The 18,245-nt window shown below is 36.4% G+C and carries 16 protein-coding genes; 5 read left to right on the top strand and 11 right to left on the bottom strand.

The annotated features are described in order from the left end of the window. Positions 1–13 precede the first annotated feature (13 nt). A complete protein-coding gene (locus PZ898_RS01640; protein ID WP_157885743.1) occupies positions 14–163 on the top strand; it encodes a hypothetical protein in 150 nt (49 codons plus the stop codon). Between the two features lie 58 nt (positions 164–221). Here the strand turns inward: PZ898_RS01640 and PZ898_RS01635 are convergent, their stop codons facing one another. Together PZ898_RS01635 and era are read right to left on the bottom strand one after the other, a co-directional pair. After that, positions 222–650, bottom strand: coding sequence for a DoxX family protein (locus tag PZ898_RS01635; RefSeq protein WP_034696730.1), 429 nt, complete (start codon positions 648–650; stop codon positions 222–224). A gap of 68 nt (positions 651–718) precedes the next feature. Next, positions 719–1,594 carry a GTPase Era gene (gene era, locus PZ898_RS01630; RefSeq protein ID WP_277694618.1) on the bottom strand — a complete coding sequence of 292 codons (876 nt, stop codon included), beginning with the start codon at positions 1,592–1,594 and terminating at the stop codon, positions 719–721. A gap of 351 nt (positions 1,595–1,945) precedes the next feature. Between era and PZ898_RS01625 the strand changes: the two genes are divergently transcribed. The 3 genes from PZ898_RS01625 (at position 1,946) to PZ898_RS01615 (ending at position 3,919) form a co-directional block, all read left to right on the top strand. Continuing rightward, positions 1,946–2,509, top strand: coding sequence for a Crp/Fnr family transcriptional regulator (locus PZ898_RS01625; protein WP_123278424.1), 564 nt, complete (start codon positions 1,946–1,948; stop codon positions 2,507–2,509). 225 nt (positions 2,510–2,734) lie between these two features. After that, on the top strand, positions 2,735–3,067 hold the full coding sequence (locus PZ898_RS01620; RefSeq protein ID WP_034696733.1) for a multidrug efflux SMR transporter: 333 nt from the start codon (positions 2,735–2,737) through the stop codon (positions 3,065–3,067). A gap of 141 nt (positions 3,068–3,208) precedes the next feature. Then, on the top strand, positions 3,209–3,919 hold the full coding sequence (locus tag PZ898_RS01615; RefSeq protein WP_123278425.1) for a T9SS type A sorting domain-containing protein: 711 nt from the start codon (positions 3,209–3,211) through the stop codon (positions 3,917–3,919). Positions 3,920–3,977: 58 nt separating this feature from the next. Here PZ898_RS01615 and PZ898_RS01610 read toward each other — a convergent pair whose 3' ends face one another. The 6 genes from PZ898_RS01610 to PZ898_RS01585 form a co-directional block, all read right to left on the bottom strand. Next, on the bottom strand, positions 3,978–4,745 hold the full coding sequence (locus PZ898_RS01610) for a class I SAM-dependent methyltransferase (protein WP_120230875.1): 768 nt from the start codon (positions 4,743–4,745) through the stop codon (positions 3,978–3,980). Then, on the bottom strand, positions 4,745–5,554 hold the full coding sequence (gene map, locus PZ898_RS01605) for a type I methionyl aminopeptidase (RefSeq protein WP_062670256.1): 810 nt from the start codon (positions 5,552–5,554) through the stop codon (positions 4,745–4,747). Before map ends, PZ898_RS01610 begins: the two co-directional genes overlap by 1 nt. Before the next feature lie 86 nt (positions 5,555–5,640). Then, complete coding sequence (locus PZ898_RS01600; RefSeq protein WP_062670258.1) at positions 5,641–6,072, bottom strand: hypothetical protein; 432 nt, start codon at positions 6,070–6,072, stop codon at positions 5,641–5,643. A gap of 97 nt (positions 6,073–6,169) precedes the next feature. Next, entirely contained in the window at positions 6,170–7,147 is a 978-nt protein-coding gene (locus PZ898_RS01595) for an acyl-ACP desaturase (protein ID WP_047431293.1), read from the bottom strand. Between the two features lie 150 nt (positions 7,148–7,297). After that, entirely contained in the window at positions 7,298–8,839 is a 1,542-nt protein-coding gene (gene gpmI / locus PZ898_RS01590; RefSeq protein WP_277694617.1) for a 2,3-bisphosphoglycerate-independent phosphoglycerate mutase, read from the bottom strand. Positions 8,840–9,022: 183 nt separating this feature from the next. Beyond that, on the bottom strand, positions 9,023–9,952 hold the full coding sequence (locus PZ898_RS01585; RefSeq protein WP_216444802.1) for a DUF2268 domain-containing putative Zn-dependent protease: 930 nt from the start codon (positions 9,950–9,952) through the stop codon (positions 9,023–9,025). A gap of 159 nt (positions 9,953–10,111) precedes the next feature. Here PZ898_RS01585 and PZ898_RS01580 point away from each other — a divergent pair, with 159 nt between their 5' ends. Beyond that, positions 10,112–10,435 carry a translation initiation factor gene (locus tag PZ898_RS01580; protein ID WP_277694616.1) on the top strand — a complete coding sequence of 108 codons (324 nt, stop codon included), beginning with the start codon at positions 10,112–10,114 and terminating at the stop codon, positions 10,433–10,435. 2 nt (positions 10,436–10,437) lie between these two features. On the opposite strand, the gene PZ898_RS01575 is transcribed toward PZ898_RS01580, so the two are convergent. The 3 genes from PZ898_RS01575 to PZ898_RS01565 form a co-directional block, all read right to left on the bottom strand. Then, positions 10,438–11,337: a leucine-rich repeat domain-containing protein gene (locus tag PZ898_RS01575; protein WP_120230872.1), complete on the bottom strand. Its 900-nt coding sequence runs from the start codon at positions 11,335–11,337 to the stop codon at positions 10,438–10,440. 57 nt (positions 11,338–11,394) lie between these two features. After that, positions 11,395–13,548, bottom strand: a complete 2,154-nt coding sequence (locus PZ898_RS01570) for an alkaline phosphatase PhoX (protein ID WP_277694615.1) — start codon at positions 13,546–13,548, stop codon at positions 11,395–11,397. Positions 13,549–13,823: 275 nt separating this feature from the next. After that, complete coding sequence (locus PZ898_RS01565; RefSeq protein WP_277694614.1) at positions 13,824–17,882, bottom strand: LamG-like jellyroll fold domain-containing protein; 4,059 nt, start codon at positions 17,880–17,882, stop codon at positions 13,824–13,826. Between the last annotated feature and the right edge of the window lie 363 nt (positions 17,883–18,245).

Below are 18,245 nucleotides of genomic sequence, written 5' to 3'. Positions count from 1 at the left end.
AAATTAAAATAATATGAAAAATTTAAAAAAATTATCAAAAGGAAATTTAAAATTGATTAACGGAGGAAATGCTCCACTATGTGATGCAGGCTTTATGGCTTGCAGAGTAAGAGATGAAAACGGAGCCCTGATCTGGGAATGCTTACCTAACTGTAATTATTAATAACAGAAAAGGCACTTCATTTTCTGAAGTGCCTTCCTTATTTTGTATGGTTGTAAGATTACCAGTCTGAAGCTCTTTTTCTTCTTTCAATCATATGATCTACTGAAACTTTTCCAGCTCCAATTACCATAAGCAAAAGATAAACAGAAAGATAAATAAGGCTCATTTCTCTTTTTTCGAATGGATCTGCTCCATGTACCACAAAACCTGCAATGATCATTGTAAAGATTAAAAATCCCAGAGCAACTCTTGTAAAAAGCCCTAATATCAGGAGTATTGAACATACAAATTCAGCAAAAACCGTAAGAATCAATGACACCTGTGGTCCCAATCCCATAAAATCAAAAAATTCGATTTTACCACCAGCCAATAGCATCTGAAGCTTTGGAAAACCATGAGAAAGCATGGCAAAACCAACAAACACTCTTACTGCCAGTAAAATAATATCTTTAGGTATTGAGCTGAAATTTGAATTATTATAGTTCATGTACTAAAAAATTTATACTAAGGTAGTAAAAAATCTTTTAATACAACGGGATTACAGGCTATTTTAGTCTATCTGTAACCGAAATTTTTAAGATCCCTATCGTTCTTTCTCCAGTCTTTTTTCACCTTTACAAAAAGGTTTAAATGAATTTTTTTGGTGAAAAACTTCTCAAGGTCCAATCTGGCTTCAGTTCCAACTTTTTTAATCGCTTCTCCTTTATGCCCGATAATAATTCCTTTTTGAGTATCTCTTTCTACATAAATAATAGAGTCTATAAAGATAATTCCTTCTTTCTCTTTGAACTGTTCAGTCACTACTTCTACAGAGTATGGAATTTCTTTATCGTAGTTCAAAAGGATTTTCTCACGAATAGCCTCACTAACAAAGAACCTTTCAGGTTTATCCGTGTATTGGTCTTTATCATAGTAAGGCGGATTCTCAGGAAGCAAAGATTTTATTTTAGGTAAAATAACTTCTGTATTGAAGGCATTCAATGCAGAGATAGGTAAAATCTCAGCCTTTGGAATTCTTGCATGCCAATCTTCTACCAATTTTTCAAGACCTGCCTGGTCCGTCTGATCTACCTTATTTAAGAGAAGAAGTACAGGAACAGGAATTTTATTCAGTTTATCAATTAAAAATTCTGATGGTTCTGCTTTATCGGTAACATCTACAATAAACAGGAAAACGTCAGCATCCTGCAAAGAGTCCTTTACAAAATCCATCATTTTCTCCTGCAGTCCGTATTTTGGGTCCAATACTCCCGGAGTATCAGAAAATACAATCTGAAGATCATCTTCATTATAAATACCAAAAATTCTGTGGCGGGTTGTCTGAGCTTTCTGCGTTACAATCGCCAACTTCTCTCCCATCAATTGGTTAAGCAAGGTCGATTTTCCAGCATTGGGCTTTCCAACTATATTTACAAATCCAGCTTTGTGCATAAAAATAATATTACGAACTGCAAAGTTAGTAAAACAAAATTGGTCTTTACGGTTAATCTTAACAATTAAAAGAAAAAAGAGAGTTATATGCCTAAATACAGTGTGAGAAAAGGAAATTTACCCTGGATCACAATTGCCGGGCTCACCAAGCCGTCAAAAATTCTTTGAATTTTTGACACCTCTCCAATGGAGGAAAATTTTGCTCTTTTCCTTTGTAGTATTGACAATAAATAAATTGAAATCAGAAAAATTTTTGATTATACGTATTGTAATATTTCTGATAAAAAATATCTGATAATTTTGTATTGCATTACTTAAAACTGATATTTTTGACTATTAGAATTCATCTTTATGAATATAGACCAGATTCTTGATAAGGTTTACCTCCTTCCTGAGACCTCAAAAAACAGTTTAAAAGAGCATATCACAGAAGTTTCCCATCCTAAAGGTTTTTGTCTGATGGAAGCTGATAAAGTGATTCCTTATCTTTATTTTATAAGAAAGGGGATCGCACGTGCTTATTCTTCAACAGCTGACAATGATATTACTTTCTGGTTCGGAAGCGAGGGACAATGTATTCTCTCTATGAAAAGCTATGTGGAGGACAAACCCGGCTATGAAAGCATTGAACTTCTGGAAGACTGTGATCTGTACAGAATGGAAACAGAAAACCTAAGAAAACTGTTCAATGAAGATATCCATATTGCCAACTGGGGACGAAAGCTGGCAGAAGCAGAAATGATAAAATCTGAAGAACTGATTATTTCCAGACAGTTCAAAACTTCTCTGGAACGTTATAAAGATATTATGGCGTATCAACCTGAACTGTTAAAAAGGGTTCAGCTGGGGTATATTGCGTCGTATCTTGGGATTACTCAGGTAAGTTTGAGTAGAATACGGGCCGAAATCAAGTAGATTAAAAAATTCTTTGATCCTTAGTTTATGTTTGGGCTAAAGCCAACGGAATGATCTTTTATATTATAAGCGGACTAAAGTCCGCTCCTATTGATATGACAACTCTTTCATTTCTATCTTCATTCTTCCAGCTCCCATCTTTCTTTCTTTAATTTCATTTTTTAACAATTGTAAAATTTTTTCTCCTGTCAAATTCTGAAATTTGCAGTAGTAAAATTTTAAAAAATGAATTGGTTAATATTAGTTATCGCAGGATTATTTGAAGTTGCCTTCGCATCATGTCTGGGAAAGGCAAAAGAAACATCAGGAACTGAAATGTACCTGTGGTACGCGGGTTTCCTGGTAACAATGACAATCAGTATGCTTTTACTCATCAAGGCTACTCAAACCTTACCTATCGGTACTGCTTATGCGGTATGGACGGGAATTGGAGCAGTAGGAACTGCCTTAATGGGAATCATATTCTTTAAGGATCCTGTAAGTTTCTGGAGAGTATTTTTTATTGTAACACTTATAGGTTCTGTGGTAGGATTAAAGGCTGTATCCTCATCACATTAAAAAGCGCATAAATTTCTATCTATATTTAAAAGTGGGAACCGTTTTCGTATTGAAGGCGGTTTTTTTTAATCATTTTCAGGTTTTAATTTATTTGACAAGAAAAAGAAATTCTTTTATATCTTTATCGGAAACTTTTAACCTATGAAAAAAATTCTATTCCTTTTAGCAGGTGGCTTACTCACTGCCCAGCAAACCTCTGAATTAATTTCCAATAACTGGTATATTTCTAAAATGGTAACAAGCAGTGGCCAGACTACCAATACACCTTTAATAGATAATGGAGTTCCCGCAACTACATTTAATTCCGCGGGAGGAACGAGCTATGTTATTAATTCCAGATATTATAACACCTCTATGATGGGTTTTGGTATTATGCCCGGAAGCAACAATCTGATCAAAACATCAAGTGCATGTACTCTTTTATTTTATAATGGCGGAAATGCAGCACCTGTTCGTGCTTATGATCAGAAAAACTGTGATATTTATGGCTTAGGAGCATATGCCTCAATTTACAGTTACCAAATAACAACCAACGGAATTGTAAAAACTTTGGTGATTACAGATCCTTCAGGAAACAAAATTTACTATAACAATACTGACCAATTGAGCACTAAAGAGACTGCTGCAGTAACGAAAATGTTTAAAGCATATCCAAATCCTGCAAAAGAAGTTTTGCATCTCGAAAATATTGAGAAAAACCTTCCTCTTAAGATCTACGATTTGTCAGGAAAACTGGTATTTGAGACTACAACCAACAGCAACAAAACATCAGTTGATACAAGCAATTTACAGAAAGGGCAATATATTGTAACGATAGAAAATTATAAGTCCTACCCTTTTGTCAAAGAATAAAAACAGAACGTTTCATGTAAATAAAAAAACCGTTTCACTAGCTGAAACGGTTTTTATTTTATTTTTTATAAACTACAGGTAAGATTTCATTATGTCTTAATCCGAATTTTTTTATTTCTTCTTCAGAGAATGTCTGTGAATAGAAGTTCTGTTCTACTTCGAAGCCTGCCTTTCTTAAACGGTCAAAATAATCCATTCCGTACCAACGAACATGATCGTACTGTCCGAAATGTTTCTGACGTTCTTTTGGATCTTTAATCGTGAAGTCTTCATAGGTTTTCTCTAATGAATTTTTCATCGGAACCTGAAGAATTCCCCACCCGCCGGGTTTCATTACCCTGTATAGCTCGCTCATTGCTTTTGCATCGTCTTCAATATGTTCCAGAACGTGGTTACAGAAAATGATATCAAAACTATCATTTTCAAAAGGTAAATCCAGAATATCAGCCTTCACATCTACAATAGGAGAATATAGGTCTGCAGAGATATAATTCAAGTTGCTCATTCTCTTGAATTTCCTTAAAAATTCCTGTTCGGGCGCAATATGGAGTACTTTATAATTCTTAATGAAAAAATCGGTTTCATTCTGAAGATACAGCCACATCTGGCGATGCCTTTCCAAACTTAACGTTCCGGGAGAAAGAGCATTTTCTCTTTGTTTTCCATATCCATACGGAAGGAATTTTCTATAAGATCTTCCATCAATAGGATCAAAGAACTGATCTCCTTTGAAAAACTGATAAATAAGCGGTCTAGCCCAGATGCTCATTTTAATAAGCATAGGACGTGGAATTTTATTCAGTAAAAGCTTAGTTACCTTTTTCATTAAAAATCCAGTTGGAACTGCTTTTCTTCATCACTTACAATCCCTAAAGCTTCGTATACATAATCAAATGTAGAAAGCAATACCGGCTTACCATTGATCACAGCTACATCATGCTCGAAATGAGCAGAAGGTAAATTATCTAAAGTAGTTACTGTCCAACCGTCATTATGGAATTTTACTTTTTCAGTTCCCATGTTAACCATCGGCTCGATTGCAATGGCTAAACCGTCTTTAATTACTTTTCCGCTTCCTTGTCTTCCATAGTTAGGAACTTGCGGATCTTCGTGCATTTTTCTTCCTAATCCGTGTCCTACAAGCTCTCTTACTACTCCATACCCTTCCTTTTCACAATGTGTCTGGATGGCATGGGAGATATCTCCTATTCTTTTTCCTCTGACAACCTGCTCAATTCCTTTGTATAAAGATTCCTTGGTAACCTGCAATAATTTTTTAACCTCAGGTTTCACTTCCCCGATTTCAAAAGTATAAGCATGATCTCCTACGAAACCATTCAAAATAACGCCACAATCTACAGAAAGAACATCTCCTTCTTTTACTACATCATTGTTTGGGAAACCGTGAACAACCTGCTCATTCGGAGAGATACATAAAGAGTTTGGAAATCCTCCGTAGCCTAAGAATGCGGGTTCAGCACCATGATCTTTAATAAAATCATGAGCCAGTTTATCTAAATATAAGGTAGTAATCCCCGGTTTAATTTCTTTTGCCAACATTCCCAATGTTTTAGAAACCAGTCGGGCACTCTCCTTCATCAGACGTAATTCGTCTATTGTTTTTAATTGAATCATTGTATTAATTTACCAATGTATTAATAGATCAGTGTAACAATATGGATTGGTAAATTGGTACACTGTTAAATTTAAATTGTTTTATTCTACCAGAAAAGTCCTTTTTTCTTTTCTTTTTTAAGTTTTGAATAGGCAAGAACTTCTTTTCCTTCAACGCGGAATTCTATTCTTTCCTGAATAATATTGTAGATCTCACCCCATCCCGGAAATCCACCTAAATTTCTGTCATCGATAAACCAATCTGCATCTAATTTTCTGGACTGATTTTCAGGATCAAAAACTTCTCCTTCAAAGCTTGAGTTCACAGCATAAAATTCTATTCCGTTTTTTTTACAGAATTCTACCGCTTCATCTAATGTTTTTCCGTGTCTGTATGTCCAAAGTATCAATCTGAATCCTTCAGACTGAAGTCTTTTCAAAGTTTCGAATGCAAAAGTTTTCGGTTTTCCAATTGCCGGGTAAGCATCGTCAACAATAGTCCCGTCAAAGTCAACAGCAATCTTTTTATTATTTAACATTTTGTTCTTTTTTTAGCTTTGCAAAGATAAGAAATAAAAAGAGTGCCAAAAAGAAAGGCACTCAATACTTTTATATTTTAAATAATAATAGATCTAATTAGCTTTTTACCCAGCTAAACTGGAACTGAAGATCCGGAGTAGAAACTCTGTCTGTAATCTTCTGTAGCCTTGCAGGAAGTTTCATCAGGTATTCCTGAGCTTTTTCTGCCTTTTCTGTAAGTCCTTTTACATGCTCAATTTTCCATTCATCTAAAAGGTCTTTCATAATATTGATATAATCCTGACCTGTATAGACCATACATCTTTGTGCAGCATCTGAGAAATGTCCCCAAAGTTCACCAGCTTTTTGTCCGGACTGTCTCATTAAGTGAGCAGGCATTACAATTTTCTTACGCATCATATCTTCAAATGCCAGAATCATTTCTGAAGGGTCTACTTCAAGGATTTTTGCTACGAAATGTTTGTATGCTTTAGCATGTCTTGCTTCGTCTGCAGCAATCACACCACACATTTTTGCTAATTTTCCGTTTCCTGATTGTTTAGCCAATGTACCAACTCTTCTGTGAGAAATATTGGTAGCTGTTTCCTGGAAGCTTGTATAAATAAAGTTTCTGTATGGATCCATGCTGGTTCCTAAATCGAAGCCATCATTAATCAGGTATTGAGTGGTAATTTCCACTTCTCTCATGTTTACTCTTCCACACAGATAAAGATATTTGTTTAATAAATCTCCGTGTCTGTTTTCTTCAGCAGTCCATGCTCTTACCCAATTGGCCCAGCCTAATTTTTCTTCCTGATTGATTCCATCAACTCCCATTAACCAAGACTCATAGGAAGGAAGAGCTTCTTCTGTGATACAGTCCCCAATCAATGTTACAAAAAGATCATAAGGCATTTCACGGGCAAAAGTCTGAATTTCTTCTAAATCGTGTTTAAATTCTTCACTTGAAGGATCTGGTAAATAATCGGAAGGCTGCCATATTTTTTCAATTGGCGTTAAAAATTTATCAAGAAAAGAACCTACTTCCTTTTCCAATAATCCCATTACTTCTTTCCTAACAAGCTTTTGATACATTTTACTATTCAGTTTTAATTTACAAAGATATGATTTATTTATTATTTAACGCATAATAAAGTATGACTTGCATACTTTATCTGACATAAATCATAAAAAAAATACCGCTACTAAAGCATAACGGCATTTTTTTAACAATATTATTGAATATTAATTAAACAAAACTTCTCCAGTCATTGCATCTGGTATTTCAACACCCATTACTTTAAGGATTGTAGGGGCTACATCGCCCAGTTTTCCAGGCTTCAGGTTCCATGTATGGTCTTTATCCATCACGATAAAAGGAACCAGGTTTGTAGAGTGCTGAGTATTTGGAGTTCCGTCCGGATTGATCATTACATCTGAGTTTCCGTGATCGGCAAGAATGAAAACAGCATATCCGTTTTCATAGGCAGCTGTAGCCACTTTTTCTATACATTGATCTACCACTTCTGCTGCCTTCACTGCTGCTTCAAAAACACCTGTATGGCCTACCATATCTGTATTGGCGAAATTTAAGCAGACAAAATCAGCAGTTCCCTGCTCCAGTTCCGGCACGATAGCATTGGTGATATCGTAGGCCGACATTTCCGGTTTCAGATCGTAAGTAGGAACATCTTTCGGGCTTGGGCAAAGCAGTCTTCTCTCCCCTTTAAATTCCTCTTCCCTTCCTCCTGAGAAGAAGAAAGTAACGTGAGGATATTTTTCTGTTTCTGCAATTCTGATCTGGGTTTTTCCATTTTTCTCAAGAATTTCACCCATGGTTTCCGTCAGAACATTTTCATCAAAAACAACCTGCACATTCTGGAATGTTTTATCATAGTTTGTCAATGTGATATAATACAGGTTCAGCTTCTTCATTCCAAATTCCGGGAAATCTTTCTGGGAAAGAACTTCTGTAATCTCTCGTCCTCTGTCTGTACGGAAATTGAAGCAGATCACCACATCATCTTCAATGATTCTTGCTACCGGCACTACATTTCCTGTAGCAGTGGTATTCATTAAAATAATAGGCTTCAGGAACTCATCGGTTACATTATTATCATAATAAATCTTGATTGTTGCCAAAGCATCCGTTGTCTGTTCTCCTATTCCTTCCACAAGGGCACCGTAAGCTAATTTTACACGCTCCCATCTTTTATCTCTGTCCATGGCATAGTATCTTCCTACCACTGTTGCCAGCTTTCCGGTAGTTGCTTCCATATGCTTCTGAAGTTCATCGATAAACCCTAATCCGGAATGCGGATCACAGTCTCTGCCATCGGTAAATGCGTGAACAAAAACATTCTCATTTAAACCGAACTCTTTTGCAGCGGTCAGTAATCCTTTTAAGTGATTGATATGTGAGTGTACTCCTCCGTTGGAAACCAGTCCGATGAAATGTACTTTTTTATTTTCTTTTTTGGCGTATTCAAAGGCGTCCTGAATCACTTTTTCCTGGCCCAATGTTCCGTTTTCAACGGCCATGTTCAGCTTCACCAGGTTTTGGTATACTACTCTTCCGGCTCCCAGGTTCATGTGTCCTACTTCAGAATTTCCCATCTGTCCGGCTGGTAAGCCTACCGCCAGCCCACTCGCTTCAAGCGTTGTATGTGGAAATTTCTGGTAACAGCTGTCTATGAATGGTGTATTTGCTTTATCTATTGCAGAAACGTTAGGGTTTGTTCCCAATCCCCATCCGTCAAGAATGGCCAGTATTGCTTTTTTCGACATTTTGTAAAACTTTTGTTAGACAAATTTACCTAATTTCCTATGAATAGAAGAATTTGAAGTCTTGAATTTTATGGATTGCTAATGATCAATTGATTGCTTTTGAAATTTTAACCATGTCAAGGTTTTAAACCTTGACACGGTTCGTATAATGATGAACTTTTAAATTACCCGCAGCATTCCGTATTATTCTTTAAAAAAATCTTCGAATTTTATGTTTTTTTGCTTTGCATATTCTCTGATATACTGATCCAGAAAGCCACTCTCCTTAAGAAACAGAAGAGGATTCTGAATATGTAAGATGTCGTCAATAGCTTTATGCTTATCTGACTGTTTATTAAAATACGCCTCAGAAATCTTATATCCCATCCAATAGCCCAGATCGTTAGGCCTGTTATCTTTTTTACTGGTTCCGTACAGCCAGTCTGTAGGATCATTCTTCTTAAGTACCGTTACAAATTCTTTACACAATTGAACAAAATTTGCTTCTCCATATTGATAAAACGGACTATTGTTGGTTTCTCCAGACACCAATTCACTGATAAAATCGGCACTCCCTTCACTTAAAGTATATTTTAACAGGTTATCAGTTCCTTTGATATCCTGTTGAAAGTGAATCGTCTCATGTGAAACAAGTCCTGCAATGCCATCCAGATTCTGAAGAGTTTCGGTACCGATCATAATGCCGTCTTTAGTAAATGTTCCTCCTGTATTAAACCTTCCGTATACAAAATATATAGGAGGAAATTTTGCCTGTGGATACCAGTATTTCAATGCACTGTAAACAGCCCTGATTTTTTTTTCTTTTTGGTTGATTCCGAGCAGAACATTCCGGCTTTTAAGATAATCTTCTTTTCTCTTTTTTACCATTGTATATAACGAATCAGCATTGATTATGCGGTATTCCATAAAACCTTTTACGCCCTGAGATCCGTTGCTGATATAATCTTTAAAAGGATTTTCTTTTGAAGCATCCATTTTATCGAATGCTTTCCAGAACCGGTCTGTATCTCTGGTTTCAAATACAGCGTTCAATGGATCAGTGGAGAAACCTGTCTGTGCTTTTGCAATTCCGGAGGCTAAAAGAAGACATGTAAAAATATATCTGGTTTTCATATTAGTTTTTAAAGATATCTTATCAAACGGTTAAAAATATAAAAATTTATACAGAATAGAAATAAACGCTGTCAAGGTTTGAACCTGACAGGCTTGAAAAATTGAAATTTCGTTGATTATTTCAGTTCATTAATCGCTAATTCTTTTTAATTTTGCGGTATGGATTTACGAGATCAATTGAAGAATCTTTTTCCTGATCATGAAGAGCAGGATTTTGAGATGCCTAAAGAAGAATTCAAGCAGAAAGAGCCATTGGTATGCAAATTTGAGAAAAAAGGAAGAAACGGTAAGCCTGTAACGATTGTTGAAGGCTGGGAAGGCAGCGAGGAAGACCTGAAAAAAATCTCAAAGAAAATAAAAACCACCTTGGGTATAGGCGGCTCTGAGAAGGATGGAACGATTATCATTCAAGGAGATAACCGTGATAAAATAATGAATATCCTTAAAGAAATGGGATATAAAACCAAACGTGTTGGCGGATAGTTCTAGAAATAGATCTGGGTTTCCGGCAGTAAGGTTTTTAAGTTTTCAATTTTAGATTTTTCTATAGGATTTCCTGTAAGAATCAATGTTTTCAGATTTTTAAGCTGTTTGATTTCTACAGGAATATCTTTCAGATCATTATTGGCCAGATTCATGCTGACGATATTTTTCAGCCCTTTTACTTTGGGCGATATTTCTGTGATATGATTTCCGCTTACATTCAGAAATTCAAGCTTCTTTGCTTTAAAAAGGTTTTCTGGAAGCCTGATAATAGCATTCTGCTGCAGTTCAAGATATTTTAAATTTTCCGGAAAAGACAGATTTCCAAGATCATTGATCTGGTTATCTGAAAGGTTCAGGAATCTCAGATTTTTGATCTGATCCAGTTTGTCTGCAATAAAGCTTATCTGGTTTCCCTGAAGGTTGATTTCTTCCAACGCGGGAATTTCCATAAGGGCTTCGGGAAATGTATTTAGATTATTAGCATCAAAATGTACCACTTTTAAGTTCTGAAGCTTTGCAAGATTAGGATTAATGCTTGTCAAGCTGTTCAGATTCATAGAAAAAGTAGTCAGTTTCTTCAGATTGCTTACCTCATCAGGAATAAATTTAATGCTGTTTTCATTCACATTTAAAATTTCCAGTTCTTTTAAAGCAAAAAGTTCCTGATCCATTTTCTCAAGCTTATTCGCCATGATATTCAAAAAGAATAATGAATCCAGTTTTACAATCTGAGGAGGAATATTGAAAAGACCTTTTTCTCTGAAACTTATACTGTAAACCGCTTTTTTACTTTTTAAAGCATCTTCAATATTGGTAAATGTAGGATATTTCACCGGATCAATCTGTGCTTTGATCTGAGAAAGTGAGATGATGGAAATCAATAAGAAAAGCTTTTTCATAAAAATAAAAGGTCTGCCAGCAACCAAAGCTGCCGACAGACAAGAATTATAAATAATTTATTTCTTTACAAGTTTAACTGTTTTCTGGAATCCTCCTTCAGCTTCAATATTTAAAACTAAAACTCGTGATCCTTCTAACTGTTGTGTGAAATCAAGATCCAATACTTTATTGGTTCCGTTGAATTTCTTCGTGTAAACGATTTTCCCGTCCATGCTGTAAGCTGTTACAGAAATATCTTTCAATCCTTTTGCTGAATTGATTTTTACGACTCCTGAAGTTGGGTTCGGTGCTAATGTTACTGTATTCTCTTCAATTTTGGTATCAATAGTTCCTAAAGTTCCTTCAGTTCCAAGGTTATTTTTAAGGGCAATAACGATCGTTGCTGATTTTCCTCTGTAATCAATTGTATTTCCTGTAGCATCTACATCTGTAGAAATTGTTGAATCCGGGTGTTGAATAGAGAAGAAACCAAATTTATGATCAGGTGTAAATGTCAATCCTGTAGGTTCCGAACCAGCCGGCATAGAAGCAAATAGTCTTACTTTCGGATTGGCCTGTGTATGATCCGGAGCAATGACCCAGATATAGTTTTTACCACCATCCTGAAGTACCCAAAGGTTTCCAAGTTCATCGAAAGTAAGGTTGTCATTTCCGTCTCCCCAGGCTTCAGATTTCATTCCCTGAGCTGTATTGAAAGAATATACAGAAGAACTTCCACCTACAAATGTTTCTACCTGAGAAGCAGTAGTTCCGTTATCCTGTAAACGGTATACTCTGTCTAATCCTTTTGCCGTAAAGTAGATTTTACCATCCAGCGGGCTGATATCAACATCTTCTACCCCGTTGAATTTTGTTCCACCTAATGACAGGGCGTTGGTATTGGTATTATTCTGATCTACTTTTTCTTTATTCGGAACCTGAATCCATGTCGCTGTAGTTCCTACCGGATCTCCTTCAGCCGTTAATCCCTGATCCAGTTTTAATACATAAAGGTTTCCTGAAGAGAGATCATTAGGAGTATCCATTACATATTTGTACACCAAGTGAGTTCCACCGTCTTCTCCATAATACGCTATAGTTCCCGCATTATTGATCACCACATTCTCGTGGTTCATGATTCCCATCTGCCAAAGCTTACCTTTTGTCCCGTTAGGGTTTTTAGATATAACCTGAGCAGTAGCAGGATCAATCTCTACCAGCCAGCCATAATCTTTATAACCGTCATTGTTCACATCATTGGAAGTTACAGATTCTTCTGCAGTGACTATAGTTCCCCACGGCGTAATTCCTCCGGAACAGTTCCTGATCGTCTGTACCAAACTTGGATCTGAGAAACTTACCGCTCTTGATTTTGTCAGCTGCCAAAGTTTTGAAGTCGCGTTATAGTTGATTTCTGCCATGGTAACTCCTCCGGGATTCGTTTCATGGTTGACAGAAAGATATCCGTTCGTACTGCTTCCTGTTTTTGGGACATAACCGGTAAAGTCATTCTGACCTCCTACCAATCCTCCGCCTTCGGTATAGCTGTCTCCTTCTTTTAAAATAAGCTGGTATTTGTGTTCAGCCGGAATAATTAACTTATTGGTTTGTGCTGTAGGAACAATTGAAGTAAAACAGCTGATATGCGTTCCGTTACAAGCTACAGGAATAGTTGTATTGGTAGTCGTTTTCAGATAAGCATCAATTCTTAAGTCTGAACTGGTTGTACTTCTGTTATGTAATTCAATAGAAAATCTGTTAACACCGTTTACAAATTTTGATTTTGGAATTGAAAAAATGTTATAAACACTCTCTGCTGCCCCATCAATAGTAGTACTGGAGAAAGTATTGAATGTAACAGCACCTGCAGGCATATTATCTCTTACAACTTCTTCTCCGTTAAGGTATACAATAATACCGTCGTCTCTCATCACACCAAACTCCATAGTATCGGAAAGCGTTGAAAGATCTACCGTAAAATCTTTAGCAAAATAGGCTGTAGTAAGCCCTGAATTGATTGTGGTAGTTACAGGATCTCCATATCCTAACGGGCCGTTTCCTACTGCCCATGTTGAAATATCATAGGTTTGGGCATTCCAACCGGCTGGCTGCGCCTGGTTGTTATCTTTATAGCTCCATGACGCATTCTTATTGAATATCAAGGTCTGCGCCTGAAGACCAGAACCGGCCAGTATAGCCAAAGCTCCCACTGCTAGTAGTTTTTTCTTCATTTTTTATTTGATTTATTAGACCTTGCAAAACTATTTTTTTAGAGGTTTTTCTCTGTTAATAGGATTTTAAATCTAAATCGTCGAATATTAACTTATCAAAAACCTAATGTTAAGTGGATTAATTTTTTGTTACAAAAGCATAAGGTCCCAACCTTCTTTTCGGAACACAAGTATCTGAAATCCTTATTAAAGTTATAAAATTTTAGAAGCAGGACAATCAAAAAATAAGGTATGTCAACTGACATACCTTATAAATCAAATATTGTTTTTTTAATTTATTTAATGATGAATTTTTCCTGAGATGTATTGCTTTTAGATATGTAGGATGCGATATATGCTCCTTTTGGAAGGTTCAGTATAATGTTTTCTTCAGATTTTAAACTGAATATTTCTGCTACTTTTTTACCGGACATATCATAAATAATTAATTGTGAGCCTACCCAAGATTTTGGCACGCGCACTGAGATTGGAGAGCCCTGAGCAGACGGGTTGGGAACAATTCTTGGCAACTGACTTTTCGCAACCTCGGAATTAACTCTGGATAATGCAGAAGATGAATTGGTAAGGAAAAACTGACTGAAAGAATTTACATTTAAATTTGTGTTAAAAGTAACCCTTGTATTAAGACCTGTACCGGAAACCTGATCTGCATTATCGACGCTTGTTCCCCAGGTGCTTCCAAAGTCATTACTCCCTCTTTTGAAGAGACTGTAAGAAGATGGATTCAGATAATTGCCAAATCCTGCATTTTTATAAAATGATAACGATGTAAGCGGTGAAAATGTAAGATTTGTCCCATAATTGTTTATAATCGTATAGAACTCAAAATTAGTATCCGTATTTGGTAATTGGTCAGGATTAATTGTACCTCTTGATATCCATACATCTCCATTCGGATAAGTACCTGAATTAAACTCCATAGCAACTCCGGCAGTTGTAAAGTCTTTCACACCAGAAGACGTAACATTCATTTTTTCACTTACTCCTTCAAAAACCGGAGCATTTGAAGTTAATCTTGTATATCCTGTTCCCTGATAGGATGCAAAAGTTCCTGAGTTGTTTTTATTAACCGTAATATTCCCGGTCGATTCATTGAACTGAAGATAATACACCAATCCATTTAAAATAGAATCTCCGGCAATACTTTTTGTCAAATGTCTCCATTGTCTGATTTCATCAATAGATAATGGTCTGTTCCAGATTGCAACTTCATCCATTTCCAATTGGGTAAATCTGTTCGTATATCCTCTTCCATAGCTTCCTAAAAACAAGAGGTTGAAAACTTCAGACGGTAATGCTGTATTATTTATACTTTCTTTTCCGTTAACATATATTTTTACATTCGTTCCGTTGCTTACCAATGCGATGTGTGACCATTGCCCTACAGGAGCCTGCAAACCGGATGACCAGCTCCAGCCCGGGTGAAAGCCGATTGTGTTGTTGCCTTCTCTGAAATTCATTCCAAATGGATTGCTGCCATCCTGAGACATAAAAACACCACTGTAATCGGTCTGGATACCGTTGGGTTTTATCCAGCAAGAGAATGTAAAAGAATTTTTATTAAGGTTAGCGTTATCTATTTTAATATAATCACCTGTGGTTTGACCTGTAAGTTTTATACTGTTTCCAGGAACTTTGTCAGGCTGGCTTGTTCCACACTGATTATTGATTTCAATAAAATTATTGAGTGTCTGCGTGCTTGTTCCATATTGATCTGTCACCGTTAAAGTTACGGGATAGGTTCCGTTCGCGGCTCCCGCATAAGAAACCAATGGGTTTTCTAATGTGGAAGTAGAGGGCGTTCCTCCCGGAAAGCTCCATTGCCATGTAGCACTGGCATTACGTACAACGGAATAATCTTTAAACTGGACTTTTTCTGCAACCGGACAGCCAATTTTATTATTTCCAACTGATATTAAAGCACTGGGAGGACTTATCTCATATAAAGCATGCTCAAATGCACCTCTGGATGTTCCTATTTTTAATTTATTTTCATTGTAATTGATGAACATAAAACGTACATCACACATGGGCAAGCCATTACCCAGCATTACCCAATTCTGCATCACATTATTTCTGTAAAATATCCCTGCTTTATTACCTACATACACGCCACCGTTTGATCCTCTCTGGAAAATAATTTTCGTAATAGGAGAAGTCGTGAGTACAGAAGAACTGAGATTAGTCCAGGTTGCTCCTCCGTTACCCGACTTTAATACTTTGCATACAGACTGAACGCCGCTGTAAGTTATCCATATTTTGTCAGGATCATCATCTCCTATGGCAATATCCGATATATTGGTTTGCCCGGAAGTTACTGTCGTATTAGGGGTAATATCAGTCCACGTAAGCCCAGCGTCTGTCGTTTTCCAAAGTTTATTATTGGTTAAACCTTCAACAACAATCATTACATTGGGATTTTTAGCAGAAATTTTTTCTCTGAATACCTGATTGCCAAAGGTTTTTACAATAGATATACTATTTCCGTTGTCTTCGGTTTTAATAAGAGAATTTTTCCATGTTGCCAAATTCGGATTACCTGTCGGATATTGACCTGCATGATGGGTAATCATGGTATAGTATTTATTGGGATGGAATTCTATGGAATTAAAATAAGCATAAATTCCTCCTAAATCCAGGAAATTAGGTTCATTAATCAGTGTATTCACGCCGGTCCTGAAATACCGGTAATTACTATATCCCTGGCTGTAAATATACCGGTCATCCAAGGGATTAACGTCCGTATTCCCCTGATCTGCCCCTGTTCCGTTATACCAATCAAAACCATTGGCACTTTCCTTAATCATTACCGGGCCGTGATTATTCCCCGATGCAACCAGATTGGTTTTGAAAGCACTTCCGAAACCCCAAAGCTCATGATTACCAATACTATTGGTTAAAGTAGTCATTGTGACTCCCAAATTGCCGGATGCTGCCATTTCCCCATCACTTCCTGTTACAAATTTTCCGTTCACGAAATCCATGGATCTGATATCAGAATGGGTGTATGACGCAGGAGTAGTAAAGGTAACTCCATTATCTGTGGAAATCCTGATTTGATCAACTCCATAAGTTCCATATACAATCTTATTTTCATCATTACGATCCATTTGTATGTCGCCATGATGCAGACTGTTAATTCCTCCGGAACCAGGAACCATGTTGATTCTTGAATTTTCAACGGCTCCGGTAGCTTTATTAAATTTATAAAGGTTAACCGCCTGATGCCCATAGGCATTAGCACCACTGCCTGCTGCTACATAGAACGAAGAAGTATTATTTGTTGGTAAAAAAACTTTAACCCAGCCTATAATTTGCCCGTTGGCAGAAGTATCCAGGGTTGTAGAATTTAATTGGGTAAAGCTTACTCCCTGATTAGTTGATTTATAAACTTTAAAAATATTATTGTTTGATGAGCTGGCAAAATAAACCGAATTCCCATCATTCGGATCCCATTCCAAAGATTCACTCTGCGTTGAAGAATCTCCAATCTGATAATCTGCAGGAAGACCGGTTTGAACGGCACTCCAGGTATTTCCGCCATCACTCGTTCTGTACAATGAAGTTCCCCAGTGAACAACAGCAATATTAGCATTTGAAGGAGAAACTGCAATATCATAAGCTTTTCCGGAATAGTTTGCGGAAGTCATCGTGGTGGCAGTCCAGTTAAGTCCGCCATCTATAGATTTAATGACCTGGGTATCGCTTAATGCATACACTGTTTGCGGATTAGCAATACATACGTCAATGTCATTATACTTAGAATCAGGAAAACCGTTGTCTACCAGATTCCAGGACGTTCCTCCATCTATAGTACGCCATAGCCCTCCGGTTACGAAGGATACAAACATCTTTTGAGCATTGGTAGGATCTATCCTAGTTAAAAACACATACCCTCCATGATTATATTTATTGGAATAATTTGTACTTGCACTATTTACCGGTCCTATTATTGTCCAGTCACCAACTTGTGTTTGTGTAGATAATAAGGCTACATTTTTTACTTTAGGTTGATTGAACAATAAAGGTTCAGGGGTAACTTTCCCCTGATTATCCAGATAAAACAACTTTTTTCTTAACCAGTCTTCGCCAATACTTCTTGGCTTGCTTTTTTCCCACCTGTGACTGCCAAAATACTTGTCGAAACTGGCTTTTACTTTGAAGTAATCGACATTGTCCTTCATTTCAGAAAACCAGGGTTGGGACTTGTGCCTTAATTCGTATTCGATGTCTTCATCCTCTTCAGTTTCATTTCTTGCTGCCGGAAGAGTTTGAGCATGATAAATTGCTGAGATCAGCAAAGTAGGTAAAAGAAGTCGCTTTATTTTCATCATTATTATTATTTAATTATTAAATCATTATCAATGAAGTAAATTTAAACAATACCAATAATACTTAAACAACATGCGAATATTTTACTAATATTTTACATTTTTAATTAATTTAATAAAATTATAATGATTCAGTGTTTATCATATACCTACACAAACTTCAATAGATTTAATGTACTGAAAAGCCTGAAAACATTTTATGTAAAACAAAGCAATTAAAGAAAAAAATTTTTGATCGTGGTAAGGAAAATGAACAAATACTCTGGCTTTAAGAGTACGGATATGTGATGTAAGACCATTTTTTTATTGCCCTGAATACTTGCCTTTGCCCAAGAGGTTAATGGTTCAAAGCAAAACCATACCTTG

Origin of the sequence: Chryseobacterium sp. WX (genome assembly GCF_029542485.1) — a bacterium.
GTDB classification, from domain to species: Bacteria; Bacteroidota; Bacteroidia; order Flavobacteriales; family Weeksellaceae; genus Chryseobacterium; species Chryseobacterium cucumeris.
Note: the sequence above shows the minus strand (reverse complement) of the source record. Positions and strands in the feature narration are given on the sequence as shown.